This is a genomic window from Streptomyces sp. NBC_01381, from assembly GCF_026340305.1.
Lineage (GTDB): Bacteria > Actinomycetota > Actinomycetes > Streptomycetales > Streptomycetaceae > Streptomyces.
This window is the reverse complement of record NZ_JAPEPI010000003.1, coordinates 471,978-497,053: the sequence shown is the minus strand read 5'-3', so window position 1 is coordinate 497,053 and position 25,076 is coordinate 471,978. Positions and strand designations below refer to the sequence as shown.

The window sequence follows — 25,076 nt, the reverse complement described above, 5'->3', positions numbered from 1 at the left end:
AAGGAAGTCCCATCATGCACGCAACCCGTACCCGCATCTGCGGCCACTGCGACGGATTCGCCGCCGCCGCCATCGACGCCGGATACCGGCTCCCGGACGGCACCCGAGCCACTGAGACGGCACTCTGCCCCGCCTGCGACGGCAAGGGAACCTACCTTGCGCCCGCCCGGCCGCGGGCTGCTGTGGTCACGAAGGCGGGTGCCAACGCATGAAGACCGCCACCCTGACCGCTCACCTTGAAGCCGACACCCCGACCCGGCTCAGCATCTTCGGCGACCGGCCGCACGAGGCGTTCGTCAGCCTGCGTATCGGCGGCGGCCTGATCGACATCTCCCTTATCGCCGTTCCCGGCACCGCCGATGCCCTACGCGACCTCGCCACCCAGGCCACCCAGGCGGCTCAGGTCCTGGACGACATGGCCAAGGACCCTGCGGCGGTGACGGCATGAGCACCTCGCCACGCAAGCGGCGTGTTCTGGATCTGTGCTGCGGTGTCGGTGGCGCCGGTATGGGCTACCACCGGGCTGGCTTCGAGGTCGTCGGCGTCGACCTGCACCCTCAGCCGAACTATCCCTTTGAGTTCCACCAGGCCGACGCGCTCGACTTCGTCCGCGAGCACGGTGCCGGCTTCGACCTCATCCATGGCTCATGGCCGTGCCAGCACCACAGCGCCCTGACCAAGGGCACCAACCAGGGCCGCGAATACCCCGACCTGATCCCCGCCGGCAGGGCCGCGATGCTCACCACCGGCCGCCCCTTAGTGATCGAAAACGTGCAAGGTTCCACCGTCCGACGTGATCTCACGCTGTGCGGGGAGATGTTCGGCCTCGCAGTGATCCGGCACCGCTACTTCGAGATCCACGGCTTCCCGACCTTGCAGTACCCGCACGTGCCTCACCGGGGACGGGTAGCCGGCATGCGGCACGGCCAGTGGTATCAGGGCCCCTATTTCGCGGTCTACGGCGAAGGCGGCGGCAAAGGCACGGTCCCACAGTGGCAACAGGCGATGGGCATCGACTGGACCGACGTCCGCCACGAGATCGCCGAAGCCATTCCCCCCGCGTACACCCAACACCTCGCAGAACAGTTCCTCGACCACCTCGCGGCGGAGGTGACGGCATGACCACCCCACTCCCCAACATCCAATCCCTCACCGTGTGGCAGCCCTGGGCATCGGCCATCGCCTACGGCACCAAGAAGATCGAAAACCGCACATGGCCCACCGCCTACCGCGGCCTGCTCCTCATCCATGCCGGACTCACCCAAGACCGCCACGCCTGGAATGCCCCGCTCGCCCGGCCGTTCCTGCGCCGGCCGCAGCCCAAAGGCGCCATCGTCGCCGTGGCCCGGCTCATCGACTGCCACGCCCCGGACGGCTACTGCACCCTGTGGTCGGCCCCCGGACAGTGGCACTGGAAGCTCACCGATGTGACTCGGCTGTCCGAGCCGCTGCCCTGGCCTGGCGACCGCGGGCTGTGGACCCCACCTGACGGACTCCTGTCGGCTCCCCTCCTTGCTGAGGCGCTCGGGGTGGCCCATGACTGACACCACGTTGGACCCCACCGCCCTGGGCGATCTGCTTCGGGTGGCTGCGGCCCCGGACTTCGACCGCTGGCGTGATCAGATCCGCCGCACTGGGGGCTGCGCCAACCCCATCCACCTGACCGGCTGGACCACCACCCAGGACAAGACCACAGGCCAACTGCTGCACCACACCACGAGTGACGACCAACCCGGCGGACGGCTCCGGGTCGCCTGCGGAAACCGCCGTGCCTCGCGCTGTCCGCCCTGCTCCTACCTGTATGCCGGGGACGCCTACCGCCTCATCCGTGCGGGCCTGTGCGGTGACGACGCCATGCACATCCCGGCCACCGTGCGCGAGCGTCCCCGCGTCTTCCTCACCCTCACCGCACCCTCATTCGGGCCCGTCCACAATCAGCCCGACACTGGCCGCTGCCGCTGCGGAAACCGGCACCGTGACGACGATCCGGCCCTTGGGACCGCGCTCAACCCGAGCACCTACGACTACGCCGGGGCGGTGCTGTTCAACAACCATGCCGGGGACCTGTGGCACCGCTTCATCAACCGGCTACGCCGTGAGATCGCCTTACGCGCCGGACTCACCCAACGCGAGTTCGCCGACGTCGCCCGGCTGTCGTACGGCAAGGTCGCCGAATTCCAGAACCGCGGCGCCATCCACTTCCATGCCGTGATCCGCCTCGACGGACCGGAAGGCTCTGCCAGCCAACCCCCGGCCTGGGCCACGCTCGACCTACTCACCGACGCGATCAACGCAGCCCACCACCACCCCTACACCGCGGTCCGCGTGCCGGCCGTTTCCAACCAGCCCGCCCGCGATCTGTCCTGGGGCACGGTGCTCGATGTCCGGCCCATCACCGCGTTCGCCACCGACGACATCAACGAAGGCAAGGTCGCCGCCTACGTCGCCAAGTACGCCACCAAAGCAGCCGAATCCACCGGCGCCACCGACCGCGCCGTGTACTGCGCAACCTGCCGAGGCTCCGGCGGCTTCCCCACCATCGAGCACGTCGACGGCACCCCGGTCTATTGCCGCACCTGTGAAGGCTCCGGCATGGGCCAAGACCCGGCCACCCTGCCCGTGCCCGACCACATCCGGCGCCTCATGGTCGCCTGCTCCGAGCTTCAACGCGTCTACCCGAAACGGATGCTGGCCCGCTGGGCTCACATGCTCGGCTTCCGCGGCCACTTCCTCACCAAGTCCCGCGCCTACTCCTCGACCTTCACCGAACGCCGACAGGTCCGCGCCGACTACCGCGCCGACCAGCAACGCCAAGCCCTTGGCCTACCCGACCCGGACACCACCCTGGTCCTCGCGCACTGGAGCTACGCCGGACACGGCCACACCCCCGGAGAGTCCTGGCTCGCCGCCGGCATCGCCGAAGACATCCGCACCAACCGCGAAACCGCACGTGAAGCCCTGCAAGACCAACATGGACTGGAAGGAGCCGCAGCATGACGACCACTCCCGCTCAACTCCTCACCGTGCCGGAGGTCATGGTGCGGCTCAAGTTCGGACACTCCAAGGTCTACGACCTGATTCGTTCCAAGCGCCTCGTCTCCATCACCGAGGGACGCGCCCGCCGCATCCCCGAAAGCTCGCTCCAGGACTACATCCGCGAGCGGCTCGTGGAGGCGGCCTGATGACAAAGCGACGCAGCAGGGGTGACGGCGGCCTCCACTGGGACGCCAAGCGGCAACGCTGGATCGCCACCGCGAGCCTGGGCCACGACTCAAGCGGCAAGCGGATCGTGAAGCGAGCGAGTGGTACGACGAAGACAGCAGCCAAGAACAAGCTCAAGGAGGTGCTGCGCGACTACGAAGACGGTCTCGCCATCGCGCCCACCGACTACACGGTCAAGGACGCCGTGACCAACTGGCTCGCCTACGGTCTCCCTGGTCGGGATGAGCGCAGCACCCTCGGCACCTACCGGAGCCTCTGTAAGAATCACCTGATCCCCGATCTTGGAGCAAGGAAGCTGCGTGACCTTAGTGCCGACGATGTGGACAGGTGGTTGCAGCGGAAGGCCGCAATCCTCAGTACGTCCTCGCTCACGATGGTTCGTGCCTGCTTGAACCGCTCCGTGAAGCGAGCCATGGCGCGAGACAAAGTGAAACGCAATGTAGTTGAGCTGAGCGATGTGCCGAACGGACAGCCTGGGCGCCCCTCGAAGTCCTTGTCTCTGGCGCAGGCTGAGGGAATTCTCGTCGCGGCGGAGGACTCACGGCTCTACGCGTACATCGTCGTGTCTCTGCTCACCGGGGGCCGTACCGAGGAACTCCGCCCACTGCGCTGGGAACACGTGGACCTTGAGGGTGATCCGGACGCGGTGCCTGCGATCCCTCCACACATCGCGGTGTGGCGTTCGGTCCGGCGCACGGGGGATACCAAGACTCGGAAGTCCCGTCGCACGCTGGCTCTGCCCGGCCGGACTATCGACGCTCTCAAGGTCCAGCGAAAGCGTCAGGATATGCAACGCCAGGCCGCAGGCGCCAAGTGGCAGGAGAACGGGCTCGTGTTCGCCTCGGCTGTCGGTACGCAGTTGGACGCGACGAACGTGCGACACGAGTTCCGCCGAGTCCTCGGGCAGGTCAAGGCCCAAGGGGTCGAGATCAAGCCTCACGAGTGGACTGCGCGAGAGACCCGGACGTCCTTCGTGTCGATCCTCTCCGACAACGGAGTGCCGATTGAAGAGATTTCGCGGCTGGTGGGGCACTCCAGTCAGGTCACGACCGAGACCGTGTATCGGAAGCAGCTCCGTCCTGTGATCCAGACGGGGGCGACCGTCATGGATGACATTTTCCGGCGCCCTCCGGAGACGTAGTCACTCAGTTAGTCACGCATGCAGTGGTCGGGGCCTGATTCCTCAGGGGATTGGGCCTCTTACCTGGACGAACCGCTCACCGGTTCCAGCGGCCCGGTTATCGGATTGGTAAAGAAACAGCGGCCCTGTCTGTCGCACTGAACCCGATGACCGCCAGGATCCTCCTACTGTTCGAAAATCGACAGGGAAATCGACAGGGGGAGGAACCAGTTGAGACGCACCACAGCATTCGGCGCCGCGGGCACGCTCATCACGGGCTCGCTCATAGCGGGCGCGATCATGGCGCCCGTCGCGAGCGCCGACGCCCGCCGGAGCGGCACCAGCGCTGAAGCCCGCCAGCGGACCGGCGCCGAGGCCCGCGGTGTCGCGCTCGCCGCGCAGCGCGCGGCCAAGGCCGGCATCGACTGGCAGGCATGCCCCGCGGACTGGGGCCTGGACAAGGCGATCAAGTGCGGCTGGGTCACCGTCCCGCTCGACTACGCCAAGCCCAACGGCAAGAAGATCAAGCTCGCCGTCGACCGCATCGGCAGCACGGGGACGAAGGAGGAGCGCCAGGGCGCGCTGCTCTACAACCCCGGCGGCCCGGGCGCCTCCGGCCTCCGCTTCCCCAACCGCGTCGTCACCAAGGCGAAGCTGTGGGAGAAGACGGCCAAGGCGTACGACTTCGTGGGCTTCGAGCCGCGCGGTGTCGGCCACTCGGCGCCCATCTCCTGTGTCGACCCGCAGGAGTTCGTCAAGGCCCCCAAGCTCGACCCGGTCCCGGACTCCGAGGCCGACAAGAGCGCCCAGCGCAAGCTCGCCGCCGAGTACGCGGCCGGCTGTGCCGAGCGCAGCGGCGAGATGCTGCCGCACATGACCACGCCGAACACCGCACGTGACCTGGATGTCATCCGGGCCGCGCTCGGTGAGAAGAAGCTGAACTTCCTCGGCGTCTCCTACGGCACCTACCTCGGCGCGGTCTACGGGACGCTGTTCCCGTCGCACGTCCGTCGTATGGTCGTGGACTCGGTGGTCAACCCCTCGAAGGAGAAGATCTGGTACGAGGCCAACCTCGACCAGGACGTCGCCTTCGAGATCCGTCTCAAGGACTGGATGAAGTGGGTCGCCAAGTACGACGCCACCTTCCACCTCGGCGACACCGCCGGGAAGGTCGCCGGGAACTGGGACAAGCTGCGCGCCGCGGCGAAGAAGGAGCCGCTGGGCGGAGTCGTCGGCCCCGCCGAGCTCATCGCCTACTTCCAGAGCGCTCCGTACTACGACTCCGCCTGGGTCGAGATCGCCACGAACTTCTCCAAGTACGTGGCCGGTGACGCCAAGCCGCTGATCGAGGCAGCCAGCCCCGACCTGTCGGACACCGCGGGCAACATCGCGTCGGAGAACGGCAACGCCGTGTACACGGCTGTCGAGTGCGCGGACGCCAAGTGGCCCACCAGCTGGAAGAAGTGGGACCGCGACAACACCCGTATCCACCGTGACAACCCGTTCATGACGTGGTCCAACGCCTGGATGAACCTGCCCTGCGCGACGTGGAAGAGCAAGCAGCACGAGCCGGTCGAGGTCAAGTCCGGCAAGGGCCTGCCGCCCGTCCTCATCGCCCAGGCGACCCGCGACGCGGCCACGCCGTACGAGGGTGCGGTCGAGCTGCACAAGCGGTTCAAGGGCTCGCGTCTGATCACGGAGAAGGACGCCGGCTCGCACGGCATCACGAACCTGGTCAACCCGTGCCTCAACGACCGTGTCGAGGCCTACCTGCTCACCGGCAAGCTGGACAGCAAGGACGTGACGTGCGCCCCGCACGCCACGCCCAAGCCGTAACGGCACGCCGCTAGGCATGTGAGCGAGGGGGCGACCGGATCATCCCGGTCGCCCCCTTCGCTATGCGGCCTCTTGCGCGATCGCGGCCTTGCGCGGCTCGGCGATCGCCTCGTAGTCCGCGGTCCGCAGCGCCAGCGAACGGTCCAGACGGGCCGCGTTGAAGAAGATCTCGTCGTGGGCGAGGAGCGCCGGATCCACGACCAGTTCGAGCTCCGGGTCGAAGGAGAACGGCAGGATCGTGCCGCTCACGCTGCCCGCGAGCCGCTCCGCCGCCTCCTGCGTGGCGAAGCCGGCGTACGTCCCGCCGAGCAGCTGCTTGACGGCGTTCAGGTCGACGCGCCGGTCACCGGGCACCACCGCGAGCACATACCGCTTCGTCTTCTTGCCGATCTTCACCATCACCACGATGCACTTGGCGGCCTCCTGGAGGGTGTTGCCCCGCAGCGCGCTCACCGCCTCCGTGGCGCCCTCCGCCTCGTGCTCGATGACGCGGTACGCCGCGCCCCGCTCGTCGAGGAGTCCGATCAGCTTGGTGTACTGGGTGTGTTCGCTCATGGGCAGACCGTACGTCAAGAGATCAACTCAGCGGCATCCGGGGGAATTTCCGCTTGCTCGCCGCGGCGGCCCGCTCGGCCTCCTCCGCCTTCACGACAGCGGCGTACTTGTCGACGTACTCCTGGCCGGAGAGCCCGAGGATGGCGTACATGATCTCGTCCGTCACGGCGCGAAGCACCGCCTTCTCGTTCTCCATGCCCGCGTACCGCGAGAAGTCCAGGGGCGCCCCGAAACGGATCGTGACGCGCTGGAAGTTCGGCACCTTCTGGCCCGGCGGCTGCGCCTCGAACGTGCCGATCATCGCGCACGGGATCACCTGAACCTGCGCCTTCAGAGCCATCGCGGCGACGCCGACCTTGCCCTTGTAGAGGCGGCCGTCGTGCGAGCGGGTGCCCTCCGGGTAGATGCCGAGCAGCTCGCCCTTGCGCAGCACGCCGAGGCCCTCGCGGATCGCGGCCTGGCCCGCCTCCTTGCCGGAGCGGTCCACGGGGATCTGCCCCGCGCTGTGGAAGAACGCGGCCGTGAGGCGGCCCCTGATTCCCGGCCCCGTGAAGTACTCGGCCTTCGCAAGGAACGTGATCCGCCGCTTGATGATGGCGGGCATCAGGAAGTGGTCCGAGAACGAGAGATGGTTGCCCGCCACGATCGCCGCACCTGATTCCGGTACGTGCTCAAGACCCTCGATGCGCGGCCGGAACATCAGCCGCAGCAGCGGCCCGAGCACGACGTACTTGAGAAGGTAATAGAACACCCGGCTGCTTCCTCACTTCTGCGGACCGGCCTGGCGCTGCGTCGTCGCAGGTCACTGGTCTTCTCGCAGCGGTCAGTGTAAGTGCGGCACCGCCCGGTGTAACTACCCCCGATCCGCGGTGTGTTGGCCAGATACGGGAGAAGGGACCGAAACCCGTGGGTCCCGGTCCCTTCGTGTAACTGTGCCCGGCTAGGGGAGTCGAACCCATTGAGCCTACGGAGACGGCGAACCGAACCCTGAAGATCACGCCCAGCGCACCTAGCGCATTACCGGAGCCCTTAAGGCGTACTGCGGAATCGGTGGCCCCGTCAAGGCGCGCGCCTAAGCCTGGAACAGGGGCATCGCCACGTTGCGTTCCTGCTCCGTCAGGGCGAGGTCCGGCGCCACCAGGGCCGTGGTGGCACCCTCCGCCGCCGTCTCGCTGACGCGCCAGAGACGGTTGCCGAGCGCGGGGCGTTCCGAGAGGGGGACGACGCGCACGCCGGTGGTGAACCGGGTGAGGCTGGAGTCGCGGACGACGAGGCGTGCGCCGCGCCTGCCGTGGACGAGGATGGCGTCGGTGGGGGAGTTCTCCAGGGCGCCGCGCCGGGCCAGGTCCGCGACGGTGCCCAGGATCGCGAGCCGCGAGGCGTCGGCGACGAACACCGCGTGCCGGGCCCGGTTGTAGACCGCGGGCAGACCGACCTGGATCACATTGCCGGAGATCATCACCTGCCCGGCGGCGGGGCCGCGCGCGGTGCCGATGTGGATGCCCTGCGCCACCCCCTCGACGACATTGTCGGTGACACGGGCGGTGGCCAGGGTGTGCCCGGCCAGGACGATGCCCTGCAGCGCACCGCCCAACTGGGCGGCGGTGCCGGCCGCGACAAGGGTGTGCAGCCGTTCGCGCGGCGTCGCGTTGACCCGGGTCGAGGCCACGCTGCGCCGGGCCGGGCCCAGGGTGAGCCCCGGAGTGCGGGCCATCAGCGCGGCGACCTCGGCCTGCAGGCCCGCCCGGATCTGCGTCAGCTGGAGGCCGTAGCGGGTCGCGCTGGGGTCGGCGGCGATGCGGGCCAGTTCCGATGCGATCACTACGGGGGAGATCCTGATCGGCGTCGACGTGGGGACGTACTGGATGCGATTGCGGCTGACGAGCGCGGAGTTCGCGTCGAGGACGAGGATCCCGATCTGGCGCACCCCCACCTCCAACCGGTTGTCCTCGAAGGCCACTTCGGGCACGACGCCGGCGCCGAACGGCCCGCGGAAGGTGAGGCAGGCCGCCGAACGGTCGTCCCCCGCGGTGTCCGCGCACGCCACGTCGCAGTCGCGCACCCGGACCTTGGTGCAGCCGGTGAAGGTCAGCGCGCCGTCGAGGTGTTCGGTGGTGGTCGGCGCGCCCTCCGCCCGCAGCCGGGAGACCTCTACCTCCGTACAGCCCTCGAAGAACAGCGCGCACTTGTCCTTGGTCGGGGCGAGCACGGTCGCGGAGCCGACGCCGGTGACGACGACCCGGTGGCGTCCGGTCACCCGGATCGGCTGGTCGATGACGAACCGGCCCGCCGCCAGGCACAGTTCACCGCCGGTCGACGGCAGCAGATCCACCGCCGACTGCAGATCCTCGCCGGGGAACGCGGTGACCGTGCAGGTGCCCCGGGGCAGCCGGGTCAGCTGGGGGAACTTGGGGCGGCCGTCCTCGATGACCGTCTGCGCGTCGAAGTCGACCAGGGCGAGCGGCAGCGCGGTGTGCGGCGTGCCGTCCGGCGGTGCCGCCGAGAGCCGCTCCACGCCGTCCGCCGACGCCGGGCGCAGCCGCGCGCCCCACCAGTCGCCGGACAGATAGCTCCCGGTGCCCGCGCTGAACCGCAGGCCCAGGTCGACGCCGCGGACGAGCGCCGTGACCTGGTTCGCCGCACCCACGGACTGACCGTCCCAGCGGCGGACCACCAGGCCCGTCGCACCGCCAGTGGCGGACACGGGGCGGTTGAGCACCAGGACGTCCCCCGCCACGTCCGGCGTGACGGAGGCGATGGAGTACAGCTCGCCGTGCGGCGCCCGGTCCGCGCGCCGGCTGCGCCGGCCGACCTCCACCAGGTCCTGCTGTGCGAACTTCACCGCGGGTGCGGCGGCCAGGGTCACCTGGGTGCCGCTGAAGGCCTTGACCCGGGCGGTGGCCGCTCCGTTGTCGGCCGCCCAGACGAACCGGGCGGTGGCCGCGGTGCCGCCGTCCAGGACCTCCACGCGCAGCATCCCGTCGGGCAGCAGGCCGAGCGGATCGCCCGGCGGATCACAAGGGTCAGGGGTCACCTCGGAGTCGGCCCGCGTGACGCTCAGGCGCCCGGTGGAGAGCCGAGGGAAGGCGAGGGCATCCAACGCCGCCCGGGCGGACCCCGCCACGGTGGGCACGACCCGCAGCCGGTAGCCGACCCGGGTGCGGGCACTCGCGTCCAGCGGCTCAAGGGCGGGATCGGCGATCTCCGCCCAGTCCTCGGCGGGCTGGACGTGCTCGCTGAACACATCGAGGAAGACCACGGCCCGCCCGACGCCCGGAATGCCCGGCGGGGTCTCCTGGGAGAAGTAGCTGAACGGGGCGGGCGCGAACGCGCACAGTCCGTCCGCCCAGATCCGCCCGGCTTGGACGGTGACCTGGCGCAGCGCGGGTATCGGGTTCTGGACGAAACCGACCTGGAACGCCGGGCTGCCATCGGGCACCCCGCCCGAAGGCCCCACCACATCGCGCACCGCGTCGGCCGCGGCACGCGCCGCCGCGTCGAGATTGAGATTCCACTCGTGGTCCAGGAGGACCCGGCCCTGCTGCATCCGCGCACCGGTCCAGCGCTCGGCGTCCCGCAGCGGGACCTTGGTGTAGTCGCCGGTCATCGTTCCTCCCAGGGCGCGACGGACACCTCGGCGGTGAGGCCGAGAGGGGTGAATTCGCCGATCCGGCGGCGGAGCCGGCGGATCCGGGACGCGCGCCGGGTGCGGTGGTACGCGCCCACCTCGCCGCCGTCGCCCGCGGCGGCAAGGAGCGGATGCTCGGGCTCCAGCTCCAGGCAGTAGTAGCCGGACGACTCGAACGCGTCGGAGACGAAGGCGGGGGCCGGTGCGGTGCGGGAGCGATACGTCGCCGGATGCCGGGCCGGGGTGGAGAGTTCGGGCCCGAGGTAGCTGGTCCGGATGCAGCCTTCCTGCTGTTGTACGACGTCCACGCCGTCGGCGAAGACGCAGTCGCGGGCGTCGACGGCGTCCACCCGGACCGGACCCGCGAACGTGACCGAGTCGGCGTGCAGCACCGGCCCGAAACGGTTCACCGGGCCGACCGCGTCCGTCGGCACGCCCTGGTCCGCCGGGCCGCAGGCGCGGAATCGGCGCAGTCGGCCGTCGACCACGCACTCGGTCAACTCGACGGGGCGCGCGGACAGTTCGGCACGGACCGGGCCGAGCACGCAGCGCGTGGCGGAGAGCGCAAGCTCCCAGGCGTCGCGGTGGGTCCGCAGCCCGCCCGCGCCCGGATCCATCGTGAGCCCTTCGAGGTGCAGCCCGGCGAGATGCTCCCCGGCGGTCAGCGAGCCCTTCAGGAAGAAGCCCTCCAGGCTGATGTGCGCCCCGGCGAGGTCGATGCCGAGGTCGCCGACGACCACCGGGGTGACCAGGGGAGGGGCGACGATCCGCCAATGGGGCAGCCGCGGGGTGAAGGACTGCGCCGGCGGCGCGGCGAGGCGGTCACCGGCGAGCAGCCGGATCTCCACGTCGGGTGCCCCGGCGACGGACTCCTCGGGTGCGAGCCCGGCGCTGCGGGCCTCGGCCAGCTGGAAGGCGTCGGTGAGGTTCGTCGCGATGCCGGGGCCGCCGGCCGTCGACACCTCGACCACCACGCGCGCCGCCGGGGCGGCGTCCGTGAGGGCGGCGAGCGCGCCCACCCGGCCAGGCACGGCCCGGTACCAGGTCGCCCGCACCGGCCCGTTGAGCTCGCTGCCGAGCTGCACGAACCCGCGCTGCGCGTCGACGAGCACCTGGGTTTCCGCGGGCGGGGCGGTGACGGTACCGGTGGCCGGCACGCTCCCGAACCGGAGTCGCTCCCACGAGACGGGCCCCTCCTTGGTGGACAGCGCGATCAGCGGCGGCTCCGCGCCGGGCGGCGTGGCCAGGGGATGATCCGCGCTCAGCGTCAGCGACTCGCCGTACGTGATGTCCCCGGGCCCGGCGAGCGCCTCCAGGACGCGGTACGTCGCCCGCGTCGGGGCGTCCGCCTCGTCGCCCGTCCGGTTGACCGGGTCCGCGCCCTCGGAGGCGACCCGCGCCTCGCGGGGCCGCAGATACAGGGGCGCGGCAATGCCCAGCGGATGCAGCGCGAAGCGGCCCTTGAGCGTCGACTGGTCGAACGGCGCCGCCTCCGTGTCCACCAACTGCCGTACGGACCAAGGCCAGACGACAGCGGTCACGGCCCGCGGCGTCCACGGCCCCGCCGGGCGCACCCCGCGCCTGCTCCGCTCGAAGGGCGTACCGAGCCGCCTCAGCGACGCCCGGTCCCGCAGGTCGAGCGACGCCGTCCGGGGCGGCGGCGGATGGCCGAGGCGCTGCGCCCACAGCGTCGTCTGCCAGCCCTCGCCCACCCGCGCGATCAGTCCCGTCACGGCGAACGCGAAGTCCTCCAGGGCGGCCGGAGTGCCCTTGCGGCGCCGCAGCGCCACCGCGTGGGCGACCTCGAGCCGCTCGGCGTCCGGGCCAAGGCCGAGGAGCGCGCCGATGTAGGGCACCGCCCAGTCGGCGCAGCTGTCGATGAACAGGTCGTCGTACGCCCGCCGGATGTCATCGACGAGCAGCATCCGCTGCCGGTCCACACCCGCGAGGAGCGCGTCGAGAAGCCGCGGGCCACCGGGTTCGGCCGCGTCCCGGAGCGCTGATGGCAGCAGGCGTGCGATCTGGTCCGTGTTCGGGGGTGGCGGGGTCTGGGTCATGGGTGTTTCACCGGGGTTGTTGATGTGTGGGGCAGGGCGTGGGGAGTTCGTGGTGGGCGGTGGGTGGGTGCGGGGTGCTGTGGTCCGGCGCGTCCTGCAGTGCCGATGGCAGCGGGCGTTCCATCGGGTCCGTCTCCTCGGGTGGCCGGGGTCTGGGGCAGGGCGTGGGGAGTTCGAGGTGCGCGGTGAGTGGCTGCGGGGTGCTGTGGACCGGGGCGTCGCGTAGCACCGATGGCAGTCGGCGCTCCATCGGGTCCGTCTCCGGGCGCGGCCGGGGTTCGCGTCATGGCTGCTCCACCCTGATCGTGAACTCCTCTGCCGGTACGACGAGTTCGTGCCGTTCGGCGAGGAGGCGTGCCGGGGACTGTGTGCCGACCTGCAGGACCGGTCCGGCCACGCCGAGCACGCCCGGCACCCCATGGACCACGGCCAGTACGTCGGAGCGGTCAAGGGCGCGGCCGAGCGGACGCTCCAGCGGGTCCAGCGGTCCGCCGCGTGCCGTGAGCGCGGCCCGTACGGCAGTGGTCACCTCGGCGGGTACGCGGCGCGGATCCACGGATATGCCACAGGACAAGGGGATGCCGCGCACCACCGCCGCCGTGACGCACAGCGGCACCGTCACATCGCGCCCGGTGTCGAGGAACGCGGCGAGCGCCCGCAGTTCGTCCTCCGCCGGGGCCTTCGGCCGCCCGTCCGCCGCGAGCCGCAGGAAGGCGACATGTTCGCCCGTGCCTCCGCAGGGGCAGCCCGGCGGCCCCGCTCCGCGCCAGGCGGTGGCGTGGCTGACGCCAGGGAAGGCGAGCGCCAGATCGGCCAGGTCGGCACGGGAGACCGCGCGGCCGAACGCCCGGGCCCGGCCCGGCGCGAGGCGGGCGATGCGCCGCTCGTCGTCCTGGTCGGCGCCCCCGCTGGTGGGCCCCGCACCGCGCACCCCCGTCACCCCCGGCACCCGGCCGAGCAGCGTGTCGATCGCCCCGGACGGCACCTCGCCCGCCGTACCGCCGCCCGTGCGGTGCGTGGAGGTGACGTTGCCGCGCCCGGTGGGCAGCCGTGCCCCGGACGTGCCGTCGCCGAAGCGGACGCGCACCGATCCATCGGCGTCCAGGAGGCTGACGTAGGCCTCCGCGTCGCCCGCCCCGAACAGCGAGGGAAGTTCCTGCCAACGCACTCCGCCGACCCGCACCTCCAGGCTGGAGACGATGCCGCCGTCTGCCGCGACGTCATGGGCCACCGGCGGCCTGGCCACCGCCAACTCCTGCCCCGGCAGCGCGGCGTCGCCGCTGCCCAGCGTGCCGGACTCGGTGCTGCCGTGCCGGAAGGCGAGGAGGTTCGCCGACGCGGGGGCGCGGCCGAGCGGGGCGCCGCGCACCGGGTCGCCTGCCGCGACGGTGAGGTCGAGGACCAGGCCGCCGGGGAGCGGCGGGTCGGCGGACGGCCCTTCGGGGACCTGCTCCTCCGGCGCCTCCTGATCGGCCGCTGCCGTGCAGGCGTACACCCGCCAGTCGGTGTCAGCAGGGCCCGTTCGCACGGCGATACGGGAGGGGACCGGGCCCGGTGCGGGGAACACCCGCACGCGCGCGGGCCCTTGGGTGCCGATCCGGTCGGGGATCTCATGGGTGCGGGCCACCACCCGGCGGTCCACGACGTAGGCGGTCACAGGCCGCCCCGTGACCTGCGCGCCGCGCAGCGTGGCCACGTCGGCCGCGAACTCCAGACGGGACGCCCGGGTGCGGGTGCCGGGCGCGGCCCGCCAGTCGACCGGGGTGTGGCGGTCGGCCCGCAGGATGTCGCAGGCGTCCGACTGCCAGTCGACGAGCGCGACCGTGCGCTGCGCGGACAGTTCCTCCAGAGCCGTGTCGAGGACGAGATGACGGGCGGAGAGCGGAACGTCGCCCGGCTTGTCGTAGAACTGGTCCCCCAGCGGCACATTGGTCGCGCTCCCGGTCGCCGACAGATGCACCAGATCGGTGAGGCGCCGCGCGCCGCCCGCGGTGGCGAGGACCCGGTAGGCGGCGAACGGCGTCGTCTCCGGGCTCAGCAGTTCCTCGAGGTCGCGGTCGAAGGTGACGACGACCGTGCCGAGATCCTCCGCACGCTCCTCCACCACGGCCACCGCCACGGGCCGGCTCCGCGGGGTCTGCGCCAGACCGAGCAGCCGCAGCAGCCACAGCCAGTAGTCGAACCAGTCGAAGCCGGTCGGCAACACCGGCACCTCCGCTCCCCGTTCGGCCACGAACAGCACCCGGTCACCGGGCCGGAACCCCGGCTCGCGCAGGAACCGCATCGACCGCCCCGTCGGCAGCGCGGGCCGTGGCACCGGAGTCACCGTCAACCCGGCCCAGTCCGCCCGCAGTTGGGTGTCCCCTTCGACCTCGAAGGTCTGCGCGTCCCGGCCGGGCACGGCGGGCGACTGCAGCCGTGTCCCTGCGGGCACCAGCGGTGATGCGCCCCGGTCGGTGAGCGCGACGGCCCAGCCGCGCGCGGCCACCCGGGGCCGTGGCCGGAACCCCACCAAGGCGGCGATGCGCCGCAGGTCACGCCAGTCGGCCGCGGTGCCGATGAAGGCCTCGGCGGTGGTGAGCGAGGTGTAGGCGGCCACCCCGTCGGCGACGTACGCCCACAGCCGGGCCAGCGGCAGCGCGGCGGGATCCCCCTCGATGTCCCAGTCCCGCCCGAGCACCGGCGCCCCCGGCGCGGGCCTGCTCTGTTCCACGTCCCGGATCAGGGCGGCCAGGAAGTCGTGGAAGGTGCCGATCGCGCGGTCGGGCCGGGGCAACCCCGGGGCAGGCGTGGGAGGTTGAAGCGTGGGCGGGTGCTCGCCGCACGGGCGGCCGGGGATACAGCTCATGAGTGACCTCGCGCGGTGCTCTCGTCAGGGCGGGCGGTGTCGGCCGGGTGCCGTGGGTGCCGTGGGTGCCGTGGGTGCTGTGCGGCGAGTGTCCTGCGCGCTGCCTCGCGGCGTCCGCAGCTGTCCCCGTTCATGAGTTCACCTCGCGCAGCGTTTTCGTCGGGGTGGGCCGTGTCGGCCCGGGGAGGTGGATGCTGTGCGGCGACCGATCCGTGCGTCTTCGCGCTCCGGCTGCCGCCGTCCCCGTTCATGAGTTCACCTCGCGCAGCGCTTTCGTCGGGGCGGGCCGTCTCGGCCGGGTGCCGTGGGCACTGTGCGGCGACCGGTCCGTGTGCCGCCCCGCGGCGTCCGCCGCCGTCCCCGCTCATGTCCCGCCCCGCACGCTGATGTCGAGACGGCCGCGCTCCGGCCGTGCGGGATCGTCGTCGAGCACGGGGATCTCGGCCGCCCCCACGCGGATCACCTCGTGCACCGTGCCGGGAGCTTCGCCGAGGTGGCGCGCTTCGAGCAGCTCGACCGCGTCGACGCCGGGGACCGCGGCGACGGCGGCCAGCGCCGCGGAGACGTACACCGGTTTGCCCAGTTCGAGGCGGGAGGGGTGGAAGAGGCCAGGCCGCGCCGCGCTGCCGGGGCGCAGGGCCCGCAGCGCCGCCCGCCGGACGGCCTCGGGGTCGTTGCCGGGCAGCGCGCACAGCCGCAGGGCGATGAGGAGACCGACCGGCGCGCCCTCGGCGACCGTCGCCTCGGTCCCCAGCATGCGGACGTCCTCCAACAGCACGCCCAGAGAAGCGAGTCGGGCCGCCCGGTCGGCCGCCGCGTCCGGGGCGTCGAGCAGGTCGACGACCGTACGGATCAGCGGCCAGGAGCCCGATGTGCCGCGCTCGGCAGCCGCACCCTGCACGCCCGGCGCACGGGCGGCCGCCACCGCGTGATCGGCGGTGGTCACCGCCCGGCGCGGGGCGACCGCGAACGCCTCGGGCGCGTCCCGGCGCACCACATCCAGTGGAGCCGCGTCCCTGCCGCCCGTGGCGGGCAGCGGGTTGCGGGCCACGAGCGAGGACACCGTCCGCCACACCGGCGGCGCGTCGAAGCCCTGCGCCGCCGCGGTGTCGTGCTCAAGGAGGCGCAGCGCGTTCGCCGGTACGTTGCCCACCGCGCCGCCCCCGGTCTCGTACCGCGCCGCGACCCCGCCGGCCAGCGGCGGCAGGAGCCCCACCGCGCCGGTGCGGAAGCGCAGCAGGGGCGGCTCGTGGTCCTCGAACTCCAGGACGCAGGCGAGCCGACCGGGCGAGGTCACATCGAGCAGCGCCCGCACCAGGGCGACCTCGACCCGCGGTCCGGACGGCAGCGCGGCGCGGACCTCCATGCGGTACGGCACGCCGGAGGGCCGCAGGGCCACGCCCGCTCCGCCACGGCCGGGCATCCCCGCGGAGTTCAGCATGTACGCGCCGGGCACGCCGCCCTCCGCCGGCCGCAGCACCCCGGGACCGCCCACCAGACGGCCGTGGTGCGCGGGCACGGCGTTGCCGCGCGCCACCGTCACCTCCGCGCCGCCCGCGCCCGTGTCCACCGACGCCGGATACGCCCGCGGCAGTGCGTCCGCAGCGGCCCAGCGCACCCGGTACAGGGGCAGCCCCGCAGCGGCCAGCGGATCGTGGAACTCGGCGACCTCGGTGAGCGTGACCGCGGCCGCGCGCCGGCTGGGCAGCGGCTCACGGAACCGCGGCCGCCCGTCCGCGCCGACGGCGGGCCAGTCCGTCCCCAGCACCCGCGCCGCCCAGTCGCGGTGCCGGGCGATGTCCTCCGGATCGACGACCTCGAAGACCAGGCGGTCCCCGGCGGTCAGCCAGGGCGCGCCCTGCGCACTGCTGGGCCTGGGGCGCACCAGGATGCATTCGGTGGCGCCCGCGGGCAGCCGGCACAGGTCCTCGCCCCAGTCGTAGAGGGCGATCTCGCCGAGCCCCGGATGGACCGAACGGCCCTCCTCCAGGACGAAGCCGAGCCCGGCGCCCTCATCGGCCACCGCCGTGTCCCCGCGCACCACTTGGACCGTGCCGCTGCTCGGATCGGCCTGGAGCAGGACGAGTGTGCGCGCCGCGGCCGACTCGGGCACCTCGTAGTCGACCAGGTGGGCATGGCGGCGCACGGACGTGCGCAGCCTCGCCGTCTCCAGATAGGCCTCGGTGGCCACCCGGTCCAGCTGATAGTGCATCAAGTCGCCCATGTGCGCGCAGAGTTCAAGGACCGTGATCACCGGGTCGGCGGGCGACAGATCCGCCGTCGGGTCATCCCGGCGCAGGAACTCCACGAGGGCCGCACGCAACGACCGCCAGTCCCGGGCCAGATAGTCGTGCACCGGCGAAGGATCCACCGGCGCCACGGCCTCATCCGGCGTCGAACACGCCCCGGGATCCGGGCACTCCGTACGCAGCCGCACGGGCAGCCGCACCCGCAGCGGATCGAACGGCAGCGGCGGAAGCGCGGGATGCGCTCCGTCGGCGGGCCGCTCGGGGAAGACGGACAGGAGGTGCCGCCCCGCATCCGCCTGCCCGTTGATCCGCAGCTCAATGTGCGGTTGCGGCGCGGCCACCACCTGCGCGCCCGCCACCTCGGCCCGCCGCCCGCCGGCCGGCGGCCGCAGCTCCCAGCGGCGCGGGTCCGCGAGCGCGGCGGGCGGGTCCGCGTACAGCCACACGTCGACCGCCGATCCGCCCGGCACCGGCCGCGCGCCCGCCGCCCGCAGCCCGTGCGCCGCGGCCCCCGGGGCGCGCAGCCGGGCCGGGCGGTGCAGCGGGGGACAGGCGGGGAGCAGCGGTTCCTCGGTCATCGCCGTCAGGCCTCCAGCCGTGCCGAGACGCTCGCCGCCGGTCCCGGCGGGCGCTGCGGCCGGTAGTCGACGGTGACCTCCAGCGTGGCCTCGCCGAGCCGCGTCACCGTGATCCGGTCCACGAGGACGCGGCCGGCCAGCTCCCGCTCCAGGGCGCCCTTCGTCCGCATCTCCAGGAGCCCGTCCAGGAGTTGGGGCAGCGGCTCGAAGAGTGCCGAGGCGCCGAGGCCGGGGCCGAAGCCCGGCCGGTGCAGCCGCTCGGTGGCGCCGGTAAGCAGCACCAGACGTACGAGATCCGCCAGATGGCCCGCCTCGTCGGTGACCGCGAGGCGGCGCGCGGACGTCAGCCGCAGCGGATGTTCGGCCGCCGCGCTCATATCGCCTTCACCTTCGTCTGGAAGCCGCTGACCTGGGCGGTGCCCTGCGGCGCCCCGCCCGCGTTGACGCAGAGGGCCACCGAATCCGACAGGAGCACCGCCTTGCCGCCCGTCTTCACCTTCGTCGCGGGCCGCTGCCACTCGACGCGCAGGCAGGGGGAGGGGGTGCCGCCGATGTTGAAGGCGCAGCCGCTGATGGTGGTCGGGTCGCCCACCACCGCCACCTTCTTGCCGCCCACCAGGAGCGTCGACGACGGCGTCAGTCGGCCGCTGCCGCCGTGCGGGCAGACGATGGTGATCCCCTCGTGGAGCAGCTGACCGGGCACTCAACTCACCTCCAGGGAACCGCCGTTGAAGGAGATCTTCGACGACGTCACCTCGATCTTCTGCTGCTTGAACTCGGCCGTGATGCCGTTCGCGTCCATCCGGATGACCGCTCCCGACGCCGCGGTGAGCCGCAGCGCCCGGTCGCCCGAAGGCTCGTCGATCAGCTCGACCTTGTGGCCGCCCGGCGTGATCAGCAGCACCACGTCCGGCCCTGCGCCCGGCACCCCGCCGCCGTCCGCCCACACCGCGCCCGACCACACGGGCACCCGGCTCACATCGCCCGCGGGCCATTCGACGAAGACCAGGCTCTTGACGGGCGGCACGGCGGCGAAGCCGACCCCGGGCCCCGCGAACGGCGAACTGGGCAGGCACCAGCCGGACGTGGCATCGCCGAGCACCTCGGGCACCTGGACCCGTACCCGGCACAGGTTCTTGGGGTCCTCGTTGTCGGTGACCGTGCCGATGTACCGGCCGTGGAACCGGTCCGTCATGGCCGTCCCCCCCTCCCTCATCCCGGCCCTCACAGGCCGAACCCCGTGGCGCCCAGGGCGTTGCGCCGCAGGGTCACCTCCTGCCGGTGGGCCTCCAGCGTCACGACGTGCCGCACCCGGTCCACCAGATAGCCGCCGGACAGGACCGGACCCAGGCCCCGCACCAGGACCGTGCGCCGGGCCCGCAGCAGCAGCCCGGTCCGGTCGGTGTCCACGGCCGCGGTGAGCGTCACGCCGTAGGCGCTGTGCTGCGCCCGCCCGGTGGCCGCCTGCCGCACGTCCACTTCTCCGGCCGCGTCCTGCGGCGCGAGCAGCTCGGTCGCCCGGGCCGCGAGGGACACCTCGGCCATCGCCTCGTCGTCACCCGCGGCGTCCGCGGTGACGGCGGCGGCCGCGAGGGGCGGCGTCCGCCGGGCGATCACCCGCCGACCGGCAAGGAGGTCGACCCGTATCTGAGCCCGGTGGGCGTCCCCGCCGAAGCCGAGCGCCAGCTCGCCCTGGGGCTCGGCGAGCGGCGCGGGCGGGTGGAAGTGGCCGGTCACCTGTCCGCTGTCGTCGGCCTCCAGATACGCCACGTACCCCCATTTGACGGCCAGTTCGCGTACGAAGGACCAGTCCGTGCCCCGCTGCATCACGGTGTGCACGTCCGGGTCGAACCCGGCCGGGGTCGACGTGACCTCCGCGCGCAGTTTGTGCTCGGTGAAGATGGTCTCGGCCATCGCGCTGTCCCGCTGCCCGGGCCAGGCGACGGCCTTCTCCTCCCGGTCGAGGTCCAGGCTGCGGTCGATCGCGAGGACGGTGAGCGTGGAGCGCCCCTCGGCGTCCAGGTCCCACACGGCCCGTGCGGAGTAGCCGTCGAACCGGTAGCTCCTGCCGTCCCGTTCGAGGCGCACGGCAAGCGGCGTACGCGGCGTCACGAGCGGATCGAGGAGGCTCGGCCAGCCGCCGCTCGCGTCCGGGTCGACGCGCATCGTGACCATCGCGGCGTCCGCTTCGTCGGTGGCCTCCTCGGCGCGTACCTCGATCAGCGCGTCCAGCGTGTCACGGTCGGCTTCCGTGCCGTCGATCTCCAGGAGCATCCGGGTGGTCGCCACGGTCAGCCTCCCGGCAGGTCGACGGCGACACCGGGGGTCTCCAGGCGGGTGGCGTCGGCGAACGGATTGGCGTCCGCGATGCGCCACCACTGCGTGGAGTCGCCGATGAGTTCCGCCGCCATCAGGTCCAGGCGAGCACCGGGGGCCGTCAGCACCTGCCCTCCGGGCGGCGGCGCGGGCACGGTCCGCGGTGCCGACATGGTGCGTACGGTGCCGTCGGGCAGCGTCACGGTCAGCGGCGACTGCCGGGCGTAACGGGACGTGGGATCCATGCCGCCGCTCACCCGCCCAGCTCGGACATCTGCGGCAGCTGGAGCACGGCCTTGACCTCGCGAAGCCCCTGGTAGAAGTCGGCGGCCAGCCGTGCGAGCCGGTCGTCCTTGGGGAGTTCGGCCCTCAGGAGAACGGTGAGTCCCAGGTCCGCGGTGGCGTGCACCGGGTTGAGCGCGCTGTCGAACGCGGTCTCCTGGATCGTCAGCGACTTCAGCGTGACCGGCGTGATCCGCCCCGGACCCCACACGAACAGCGCGAGCGGCAGCCGCCCCGCCGGGATCGCCGTGCCCTTGGCCGCCCCGGGAGGGCGCGGCAGGATCTGGCCGCCGACCGGCTGCATCAGCATCTCGATCGCCGCCAGGCGCGGGGCGATGCCGAACGCCATCGTGATGGCGCCTTCCTTCTCCAGGCCGTCGGTGGCGTCCAGTTCGAGTTTCAGCGCGTACGTCTCCCTGGCGGGCTGCGCCGCGACGCCCCCGCTCGCCGCTGCGGGGCCGGTCAGGACGCGCGTGACGTTCACCGGGTTGTACTGGAACGACACGATCACCGGGACGAGCCCGAGCAGTGGGTCGGCGTACGACAGCAGCATCCCCTTGGTCAGCGCCATGCCCCCGCCTCCCGCCGTACGTGCGCGGCGACGGCCTCGGCGACGGTGGCCTCCGGGCCGTCGGGAACGGGGCGGCCCGCGAGCCGGGCGGCGATCAACGGCCGCAGCAGAAAGGGATCGGGGGCCGCCGGGACTTCCACGGTGATGTGGTGCGGGCCGTCGGGACTGGTAGGACTGTTGGGTTTGATGGGACCGTTGGGATTGATGGGACAGTTGGGGCGATCGGTCATGCCGTCTCCTCCGCCCAGACCTTGCCGAGCTTGTCGTATTCGCGCCGCAGCGCGTGGGTGAGATGCGCGGGCCGCACCCGGCCGCCGTCCGCCGCGGCGAGGAACGCGGCGGCGAGCGCCGCGTTCTGCACAGAGCCGCCCGCGAGTTCCCGCCGTGCCAGGGCGTCCACGTCCAGGCCGTCGCACGGCGTGCCCTTGGGGAACGCGCGCCGCCACAACTCGCGGCGCAGCGCCCGGTCCGGCACCTCGAAGCGGATCGAGAAGCGCAGTCGCCGCAGGAACGCCTCGTCGAGGGCCTGCTGTTTGTTCGTCGCAAGGACCACAAGGCCCGTGAAGGTCTCCACGCGCTGCAGCAGGTAGTTGACCTCCAGGTTGGCCCAGCGGTCGTGGGCGTCACGCTGTTCCGTGCGCTTGCCGAACAGCGCGTCGCACTCGTCGAAGAACAGCAGGGCGCCGCAGCGCTCCGCGTCGTCGAAGGCGCGCGCCAGGTTCTTCTCGGTCTCGCCGATGTACTTGGAGACGACCGCCGACAGATCGATCCGGAACAGGTCCTGGCCGAGCCCGTTCGCCAGCGCCTCGGCCGCCATCGTCTTCCCGGTGCCCGGCGGCCCCGACAGGAGCACCGCCACGCCCTGACCGCGCGGCAGCCGTCCGCGGAAGCCCCACTCGTCCAGGACCACGTCCTGCAGGGCGACATGGGCGATCACCTCGTCGAGCTGGGCCCGCACATCGGGCGCCACGACCAGGTCGTCCAGGACGAAGCAGGGCGTCAACAGGTCGGCCAGGCGCCCCAGTTCATGGCGCGGCAGGTTCCGCGCGGCCCGCCACACGTCGTCCACGGTCCATTCCCGTCCGGCCGCTGCCGCCTCCGTGCGCGCCTGCGCCAGGGCGACGCCGGCCTGCGGGCCGTCCAGGGTCAGCCGGGCGCCGAGCCGTCGCCCCTGCGCGCGCGCCTCCTCGGGCCCGAGCCCGGCAGCGCCGAGGGCCGTCTCCCACACCGCGGCGCGATCCGCCGGGGAACGCCGCGGCACAGACACCACTTGGGCGCCGCAGGGATCGGAATCGGCGCTGCCGCACGCGATCAGCGGGCCGTCGCCGGGCGTCCAGGCGAGCGCGGGCAGCCGGTCGGCGGGCAGCACGGGAACGTACCCGCCGAAGCGCGCGGCGAGACGCACCTCGGGGTCGCTCAACTCACGTGCGTCGAAGGGCAGTTGGCCGATCTCTGTTGCAGCCTCGTACGCGATCCCGGTGAGGTCTCCGGCGCCGCGCAGGAGGACGGCGCCGCCACCGAGCAGCGCGGCGACGCGAGCGTTGCTGGCAGTGCCGTCACTCGGGCGCGGCGCGGCACCGGGGAGCGTGAGCCCCGCGAGGAGCCGACGAGCCGTCGCCGTGAGGGCGAGCGGACCCTGGGGGCCCGCCCCAGGGACGAGGACACCGAGCCGGACCAGCGGATCGGCGGGCTCCCAGGAGGGCGGAGGCGCCGCGCCGAACGGCAGCAGCGCGAGGCGAAGCAGCGCGGCGGAGGCGTGGCGCTGGGCACCGTCGTCGTGCCCGCAGCCGAGGAGCACGCCGAACTGCGGGTCGGTCTCCGCCCACCAGACGGCCGCGGTGGTCAGCCGCTCGACGGGATCGAGGTCGAGTGCGGCGCACAGCCGGGCGTACGGCTCGTCGCTCGTCGCGGAGGCCACGACGCCCGCGAGGTGGGTGTCGAAGTGCCGCCGCGCCGCCTCGTCAGCGGGTGGCGGAGCGCCGACGGTTCCGAAAAGACTCTGGAGGTCCGTGCCTTCGGAGGCCGGCCCCCACACCGCTCGCAACCGGCCGAGGTAGCCGCCGAGCGCACAGCACAGCGCGTCGAGCGCGGAAGCGAGTGCGGAGTCGGGGGCGGGTACGGGGGCGGCGGCCTCGTTCATGACCGCACCTCCACCGCGCGGGGCCGGCCCGCCAGACGCCGACAGCGCAGCGAGACGACCGGACGACCGGGCAGGTCCGGCACGTCGAAGGTCACCGAGGTGGGAGTGACCGCCACGACGGGGACCGCGACCCCGTCGAAGAAGAGCTCGGTGCCCGGGGCGCAGTGCGCGGTCGTCAGGGTGACCCGGTCGCCCACGGTCAACTGCCCGTCCCCGGGCACCGATACGACGACCGGTGCAACGGCGAGCGCGACACGCCCACGGCTCACGGACAGCCCGTCGGTGCGCCTGTGCACCACCAACTCACGTACGGCGGGCACCAGATCATGCCTGGGCAACCGCAGCGTGAAGACTTCCCGATCCTGCCCGACCACCACCATCGGCCATCCGAGCGGACCGTGCCCCGCCGGATCGCCCGGCTCGGCCGAGAGGAGGAAGAGATCGCTGGGAACGGCCCCTTCGACGCGCACGGATGTCGTCTCGTCACCGCCGATCCGGTCGGGCCTCGGCGCGTCGAGCCGAGGCCCCGTGGAGGTGACGGAGAGCGTGCGCACGGCGGACACCGGTGGCCCTTCCGTGTATGTACGCCGCGGCTCGATGACGACCAGACTCACGGTGTACGCCACGGACAGCCGCAGCGGTTTGGTGGAGGCAGTCCAGAGCTTCGAGTAGTTCTCCAGGTCGAACTCCTCCAGCGTGATGCGCAGGGGCTCCACGAGAACAGGCTCGGGATCCGGCAAGAACGGAGACCCGGCGCCGACGATGGGACTCTCGTGCAGCCGGCGCATCACGGCGGCGAGCGAGGTGTGAATGATCTGCTCGGAGTCGCCGCCGGTGGTCGGCGTCGCCCCGTACGCGCTGAGCAGATAGTGGAGTTGCAGGGCGAGCGGCGGAGCACCCATGGAGGTACGGCTGCCGGCACCCGGGTGCTCCATGGAACGGAACGCGGGATTGGGGGAGACCCGGTACAGAAACCAGTTCAACCGGGGCCCGGGCTCGTCCCGGTCCAGCGGCCCGACGGTGACGGAGGGCTTGACACTGATCCCGGCATCGACGAACCCGGCGTCGGTGAGCCGCTTGAGCGTCTCGTCGACGGCCATGAACGCGTTGGCCGGCGTCACCATGACCCACCGTGCCGGGACCGGCCCTGCCGACGGTCGGCCAGGGAGGCGAGAGGGTCGGGGGAGGGTCCTGCGGGGGCCGCCGGGGCTACGACGGTGATCTGCCCGATATGGACATCGGGGACTTGGCCCGCGGCCGCGTGGTCGGATACGTGGGCGGAATGCGACACTGCCGGTTCGCCCGCGCGAGGCGATCCCTCGGGAGAAGTCGGGGGGAACGGGGCACGGCCCGCGGCCCCGAACAACGAGGCACCCGCACCACTACGCCCCGCCGCGCGGCCGGCAGAGGCCGCCCGAGCGAGGACTCCGAAATGGCCGAGGGGATCCTCTGAGCCACCCGGCTTGAGGGCCTCGCCGGGGCTAGCGGTGCCGTTCGGCTTGCCTGGGCTACTGGTGCCGCCCGATCGGCCGGGGCCGCCAGACGCATGGCTCCCGGTGTTGGCCTCTGCCATGGCGCGGGCGACTGAACGGTCGGGGCCGCCAGGCGTATCGCCCCCGGTGTTGGCCCCTGCCACGGTGCGGGCGACTGAACGGTCGGGGCCGCCAGACGTAT

At 72.4% G+C, this 25,076-nt stretch carries 23 protein-coding genes; 8 read left to right on the top strand and 15 right to left on the bottom strand.

Translation table 11 applies throughout. The features are described 5' to 3' along the window. Positions 1-14: 14 nt before the first annotated feature. From OG453_RS40495 to OG453_RS40460, 8 genes are all read left to right on the top strand, one after another. Positions 15-212, top strand: coding sequence for a hypothetical protein (locus tag OG453_RS40495; RefSeq protein ID WP_266873716.1), 198 nt, complete (start codon positions 15-17; stop codon positions 210-212). Further along, complete coding sequence (locus OG453_RS40490) at positions 209-448, top strand: hypothetical protein (RefSeq protein ID WP_266873715.1); 240 nt, start codon at positions 209-211, stop codon at positions 446-448. The genes OG453_RS40495 and OG453_RS40490 overlap by 4 nt, the downstream gene beginning before the upstream one ends. Then, positions 445-1,122, top strand: coding sequence for a DNA cytosine methyltransferase (locus OG453_RS40485; protein WP_266873714.1), 678 nt, complete (start codon positions 445-447; stop codon positions 1,120-1,122). Before OG453_RS40490 ends, OG453_RS40485 begins: the two co-directional genes overlap by 4 nt. Continuing rightward, positions 1,119-1,544, top strand: a complete 426-nt coding sequence (locus OG453_RS40480) for an ASCH domain-containing protein (RefSeq protein ID WP_266873713.1) — start codon at positions 1,119-1,121, stop codon at positions 1,542-1,544. Before OG453_RS40485 ends, OG453_RS40480 begins: the two co-directional genes overlap by 4 nt. Then, positions 1,537-2,997 (top strand): replication initiator, encoded by a 1,461-nt coding sequence (locus tag OG453_RS40475; protein WP_266873712.1) that lies wholly within the window; start codon positions 1,537-1,539, stop codon positions 2,995-2,997. The genes OG453_RS40480 and OG453_RS40475 overlap by 8 nt, the downstream gene beginning before the upstream one ends. After that, positions 2,994-3,182 (top strand): helix-turn-helix domain-containing protein, encoded by a 189-nt coding sequence (locus OG453_RS40470; protein WP_266873711.1) that lies wholly within the window; start codon positions 2,994-2,996, stop codon positions 3,180-3,182. The genes OG453_RS40475 and OG453_RS40470 overlap by 4 nt, the downstream gene beginning before the upstream one ends. Then, entirely contained in the window at positions 3,182-4,363 is a 1,182-nt protein-coding gene (locus OG453_RS40465; protein ID WP_266873710.1) for a tyrosine recombinase XerC, read from the top strand. The genes OG453_RS40470 and OG453_RS40465 overlap by 1 nt, the downstream gene beginning before the upstream one ends. 210 nt (positions 4,364-4,573) lie before the next feature. Further along, positions 4,574-6,178, top strand: coding sequence for an alpha/beta hydrolase (locus tag OG453_RS40460; RefSeq protein WP_266873709.1), 1,605 nt, complete (start codon positions 4,574-4,576; stop codon positions 6,176-6,178). A gap of 60 nt (positions 6,179-6,238) precedes the next feature. On the opposite strand, the gene OG453_RS40455 is transcribed toward OG453_RS40460, so the two are convergent. The 15 genes from OG453_RS40455 to OG453_RS40385 form a co-directional block, all read right to left on the bottom strand. Beyond that, positions 6,239-6,733: a YbaK/EbsC family protein gene (locus OG453_RS40455; protein ID WP_266873708.1), complete on the bottom strand. Its 495-nt coding sequence runs from the start codon at positions 6,731-6,733 to the stop codon at positions 6,239-6,241. A 22-nt stretch (positions 6,734-6,755) separates the two neighbouring features. Next, entirely contained in the window at positions 6,756-7,484 is a 729-nt protein-coding gene (locus OG453_RS40450; protein ID WP_266873707.1) for a 1-acyl-sn-glycerol-3-phosphate acyltransferase, read from the bottom strand. 321 nt (positions 7,485-7,805) lie between these two features. Next, entirely contained in the window at positions 7,806-10,340 is a 2,535-nt protein-coding gene (locus OG453_RS40445; protein WP_266873706.1) for a DUF6519 domain-containing protein, read from the bottom strand. Then, positions 10,337-12,418 carry a hypothetical protein gene (locus OG453_RS40440; protein ID WP_266873705.1) on the bottom strand — a complete coding sequence of 694 codons (2,082 nt, stop codon included), beginning with the start codon at positions 12,416-12,418 and terminating at the stop codon, positions 10,337-10,339. The genes OG453_RS40445 and OG453_RS40440 overlap by 4 nt, the downstream gene beginning before the upstream one ends. 283 nt (positions 12,419-12,701) lie before the next feature. Continuing rightward, on the bottom strand, positions 12,702-15,194 hold the full coding sequence (locus tag OG453_RS40435) for a baseplate J/gp47 family protein (protein ID WP_266873704.1): 2,493 nt from the start codon (positions 15,192-15,194) through the stop codon (positions 12,702-12,704). A gap of 436 nt (positions 15,195-15,630) precedes the next feature. Further along, a complete protein-coding gene (locus tag OG453_RS40430; RefSeq protein ID WP_266873703.1) occupies positions 15,631-18,093 on the bottom strand; it encodes a hypothetical protein in 2,463 nt (820 codons plus the stop codon). 5 nt (positions 18,094-18,098) lie between these two features. Further along, positions 18,099-18,470 carry a hypothetical protein gene (locus OG453_RS40425; protein WP_266873702.1) on the bottom strand — a complete coding sequence of 124 codons (372 nt, stop codon included), beginning with the start codon at positions 18,468-18,470 and terminating at the stop codon, positions 18,099-18,101. Beyond that, on the bottom strand, positions 18,467-18,796 hold the full coding sequence (locus tag OG453_RS40420) for a hypothetical protein (protein ID WP_266873701.1): 330 nt from the start codon (positions 18,794-18,796) through the stop codon (positions 18,467-18,469). Before OG453_RS40420 ends, OG453_RS40425 begins: the two co-directional genes overlap by 4 nt. Further along, positions 18,797-19,288, bottom strand: coding sequence for a phage baseplate assembly protein V (locus tag OG453_RS40415; protein ID WP_266873700.1), 492 nt, complete (start codon positions 19,286-19,288; stop codon positions 18,797-18,799). A 29-nt stretch (positions 19,289-19,317) separates the two neighbouring features. Continuing rightward, positions 19,318-20,382 (bottom strand): hypothetical protein, encoded by a 1,065-nt coding sequence (locus OG453_RS40410; protein WP_266873699.1) that lies wholly within the window; start codon positions 20,380-20,382, stop codon positions 19,318-19,320. Positions 20,383-20,384: 2 nt separating this feature from the next. Next, positions 20,385-20,654: a hypothetical protein gene (locus OG453_RS40405; protein ID WP_266873698.1), complete on the bottom strand. Its 270-nt coding sequence runs from the start codon at positions 20,652-20,654 to the stop codon at positions 20,385-20,387. An 8-nt stretch (positions 20,655-20,662) separates the two neighbouring features. Further along, entirely contained in the window at positions 20,663-21,262 is a 600-nt protein-coding gene (locus OG453_RS40400) for a hypothetical protein (protein ID WP_266873697.1), read from the bottom strand. After that, positions 21,253-21,492: a hypothetical protein gene (locus OG453_RS40395; RefSeq protein ID WP_266873696.1), complete on the bottom strand. Its 240-nt coding sequence runs from the start codon at positions 21,490-21,492 to the stop codon at positions 21,253-21,255. Before OG453_RS40395 ends, OG453_RS40400 begins: the two co-directional genes overlap by 10 nt. Next, positions 21,489-23,402: an ATP-binding protein gene (locus OG453_RS40390; protein WP_266873695.1), complete on the bottom strand. Its 1,914-nt coding sequence runs from the start codon at positions 23,400-23,402 to the stop codon at positions 21,489-21,491. Before OG453_RS40390 ends, OG453_RS40395 begins: the two co-directional genes overlap by 4 nt. Continuing rightward, positions 23,399-24,526, bottom strand: a complete 1,128-nt coding sequence (locus tag OG453_RS40385; protein ID WP_266873694.1) for a DUF4255 domain-containing protein — start codon at positions 24,524-24,526, stop codon at positions 23,399-23,401. Before OG453_RS40385 ends, OG453_RS40390 begins: the two co-directional genes overlap by 4 nt. Between the last annotated feature and the right edge of the window lie 550 nt (positions 24,527-25,076).

Bases quoted from the DNA above. Each gene is read 5' to 3' on its own strand.
- OG453_RS40415 (WP_266873700.1), bottom strand. From the start codon at position 19,288: ATGACGGACCGGTTCCACGGCCGGTACATCGGCACGGTCACCGACAAC.
- OG453_RS40470 (WP_266873711.1), top strand. From the start codon at position 2,994: ATGACGACCACTCCCGCTCAACTCCTCACCGTGCCGGAGGTCATGGTG.
- OG453_RS40495 (WP_266873716.1), top strand. From the start codon at position 15: ATGCACGCAACCCGTACCCGCATCTGCGGCCACTGCGACGGATTCGCC.
- OG453_RS40485 (WP_266873714.1), top strand. From the start codon at position 445: ATGAGCACCTCGCCACGCAAGCGGCGTGTTCTGGATCTGTGCTGCGGT.
- OG453_RS40390 (WP_266873695.1), bottom strand. From the start codon at position 23,402: ATGAACGAGGCCGCCGCCCCCGTACCCGCCCCCGACTCCGCACTCGCT.
- OG453_RS40445 (WP_266873706.1), bottom strand. From the start codon at position 10,340: ATGACCGGCGACTACACCAAGGTCCCGCTGCGGGACGCCGAGCGCTGG.
- OG453_RS40465 (WP_266873710.1), top strand. From the start codon at position 3,182: ATGACAAAGCGACGCAGCAGGGGTGACGGCGGCCTCCACTGGGACGCC.
- OG453_RS40395 (WP_266873696.1), bottom strand. From the start codon at position 21,492: ATGACCGATCGCCCCAACTGTCCCATCAATCCCAACGGTCCCATCAAA.
- OG453_RS40475 (WP_266873712.1), top strand. From the start codon at position 1,537: ATGACTGACACCACGTTGGACCCCACCGCCCTGGGCGATCTGCTTCGG.
- OG453_RS40430 (WP_266873703.1), bottom strand. From the start codon at position 18,093: ATGACCGAGGAACCGCTGCTCCCCGCCTGTCCCCCGCTGCACCGCCCG.
- OG453_RS40400 (WP_266873697.1), bottom strand. From the start codon at position 21,262: ATGGCGCTGACCAAGGGGATGCTGCTGTCGTACGCCGACCCACTGCTC.
- OG453_RS40455 (WP_266873708.1), bottom strand. From the start codon at position 6,733: ATGAGCGAACACACCCAGTACACCAAGCTGATCGGACTCCTCGACGAG.
- OG453_RS40405 (WP_266873698.1), bottom strand. From the start codon at position 20,654: ATGGATCCCACGTCCCGTTACGCCCGGCAGTCGCCGCTGACCGTGACG.
- OG453_RS40480 (WP_266873713.1), top strand. From the start codon at position 1,119: ATGACCACCCCACTCCCCAACATCCAATCCCTCACCGTGTGGCAGCCC.
- OG453_RS40425 (WP_266873702.1), bottom strand. From the start codon at position 18,470: ATGAGCGCGGCGGCCGAACATCCGCTGCGGCTGACGTCCGCGCGCCGC.
- OG453_RS40440 (WP_266873705.1), bottom strand. From the start codon at position 12,418: ATGACCCAGACCCCGCCACCCCCGAACACGGACCAGATCGCACGCCTG.
- OG453_RS40385 (WP_266873694.1), bottom strand. From the start codon at position 24,526: ATGGTGACGCCGGCCAACGCGTTCATGGCCGTCGACGAGACGCTCAAG.
- OG453_RS40490 (WP_266873715.1), top strand. From the start codon at position 209: ATGAAGACCGCCACCCTGACCGCTCACCTTGAAGCCGACACCCCGACC.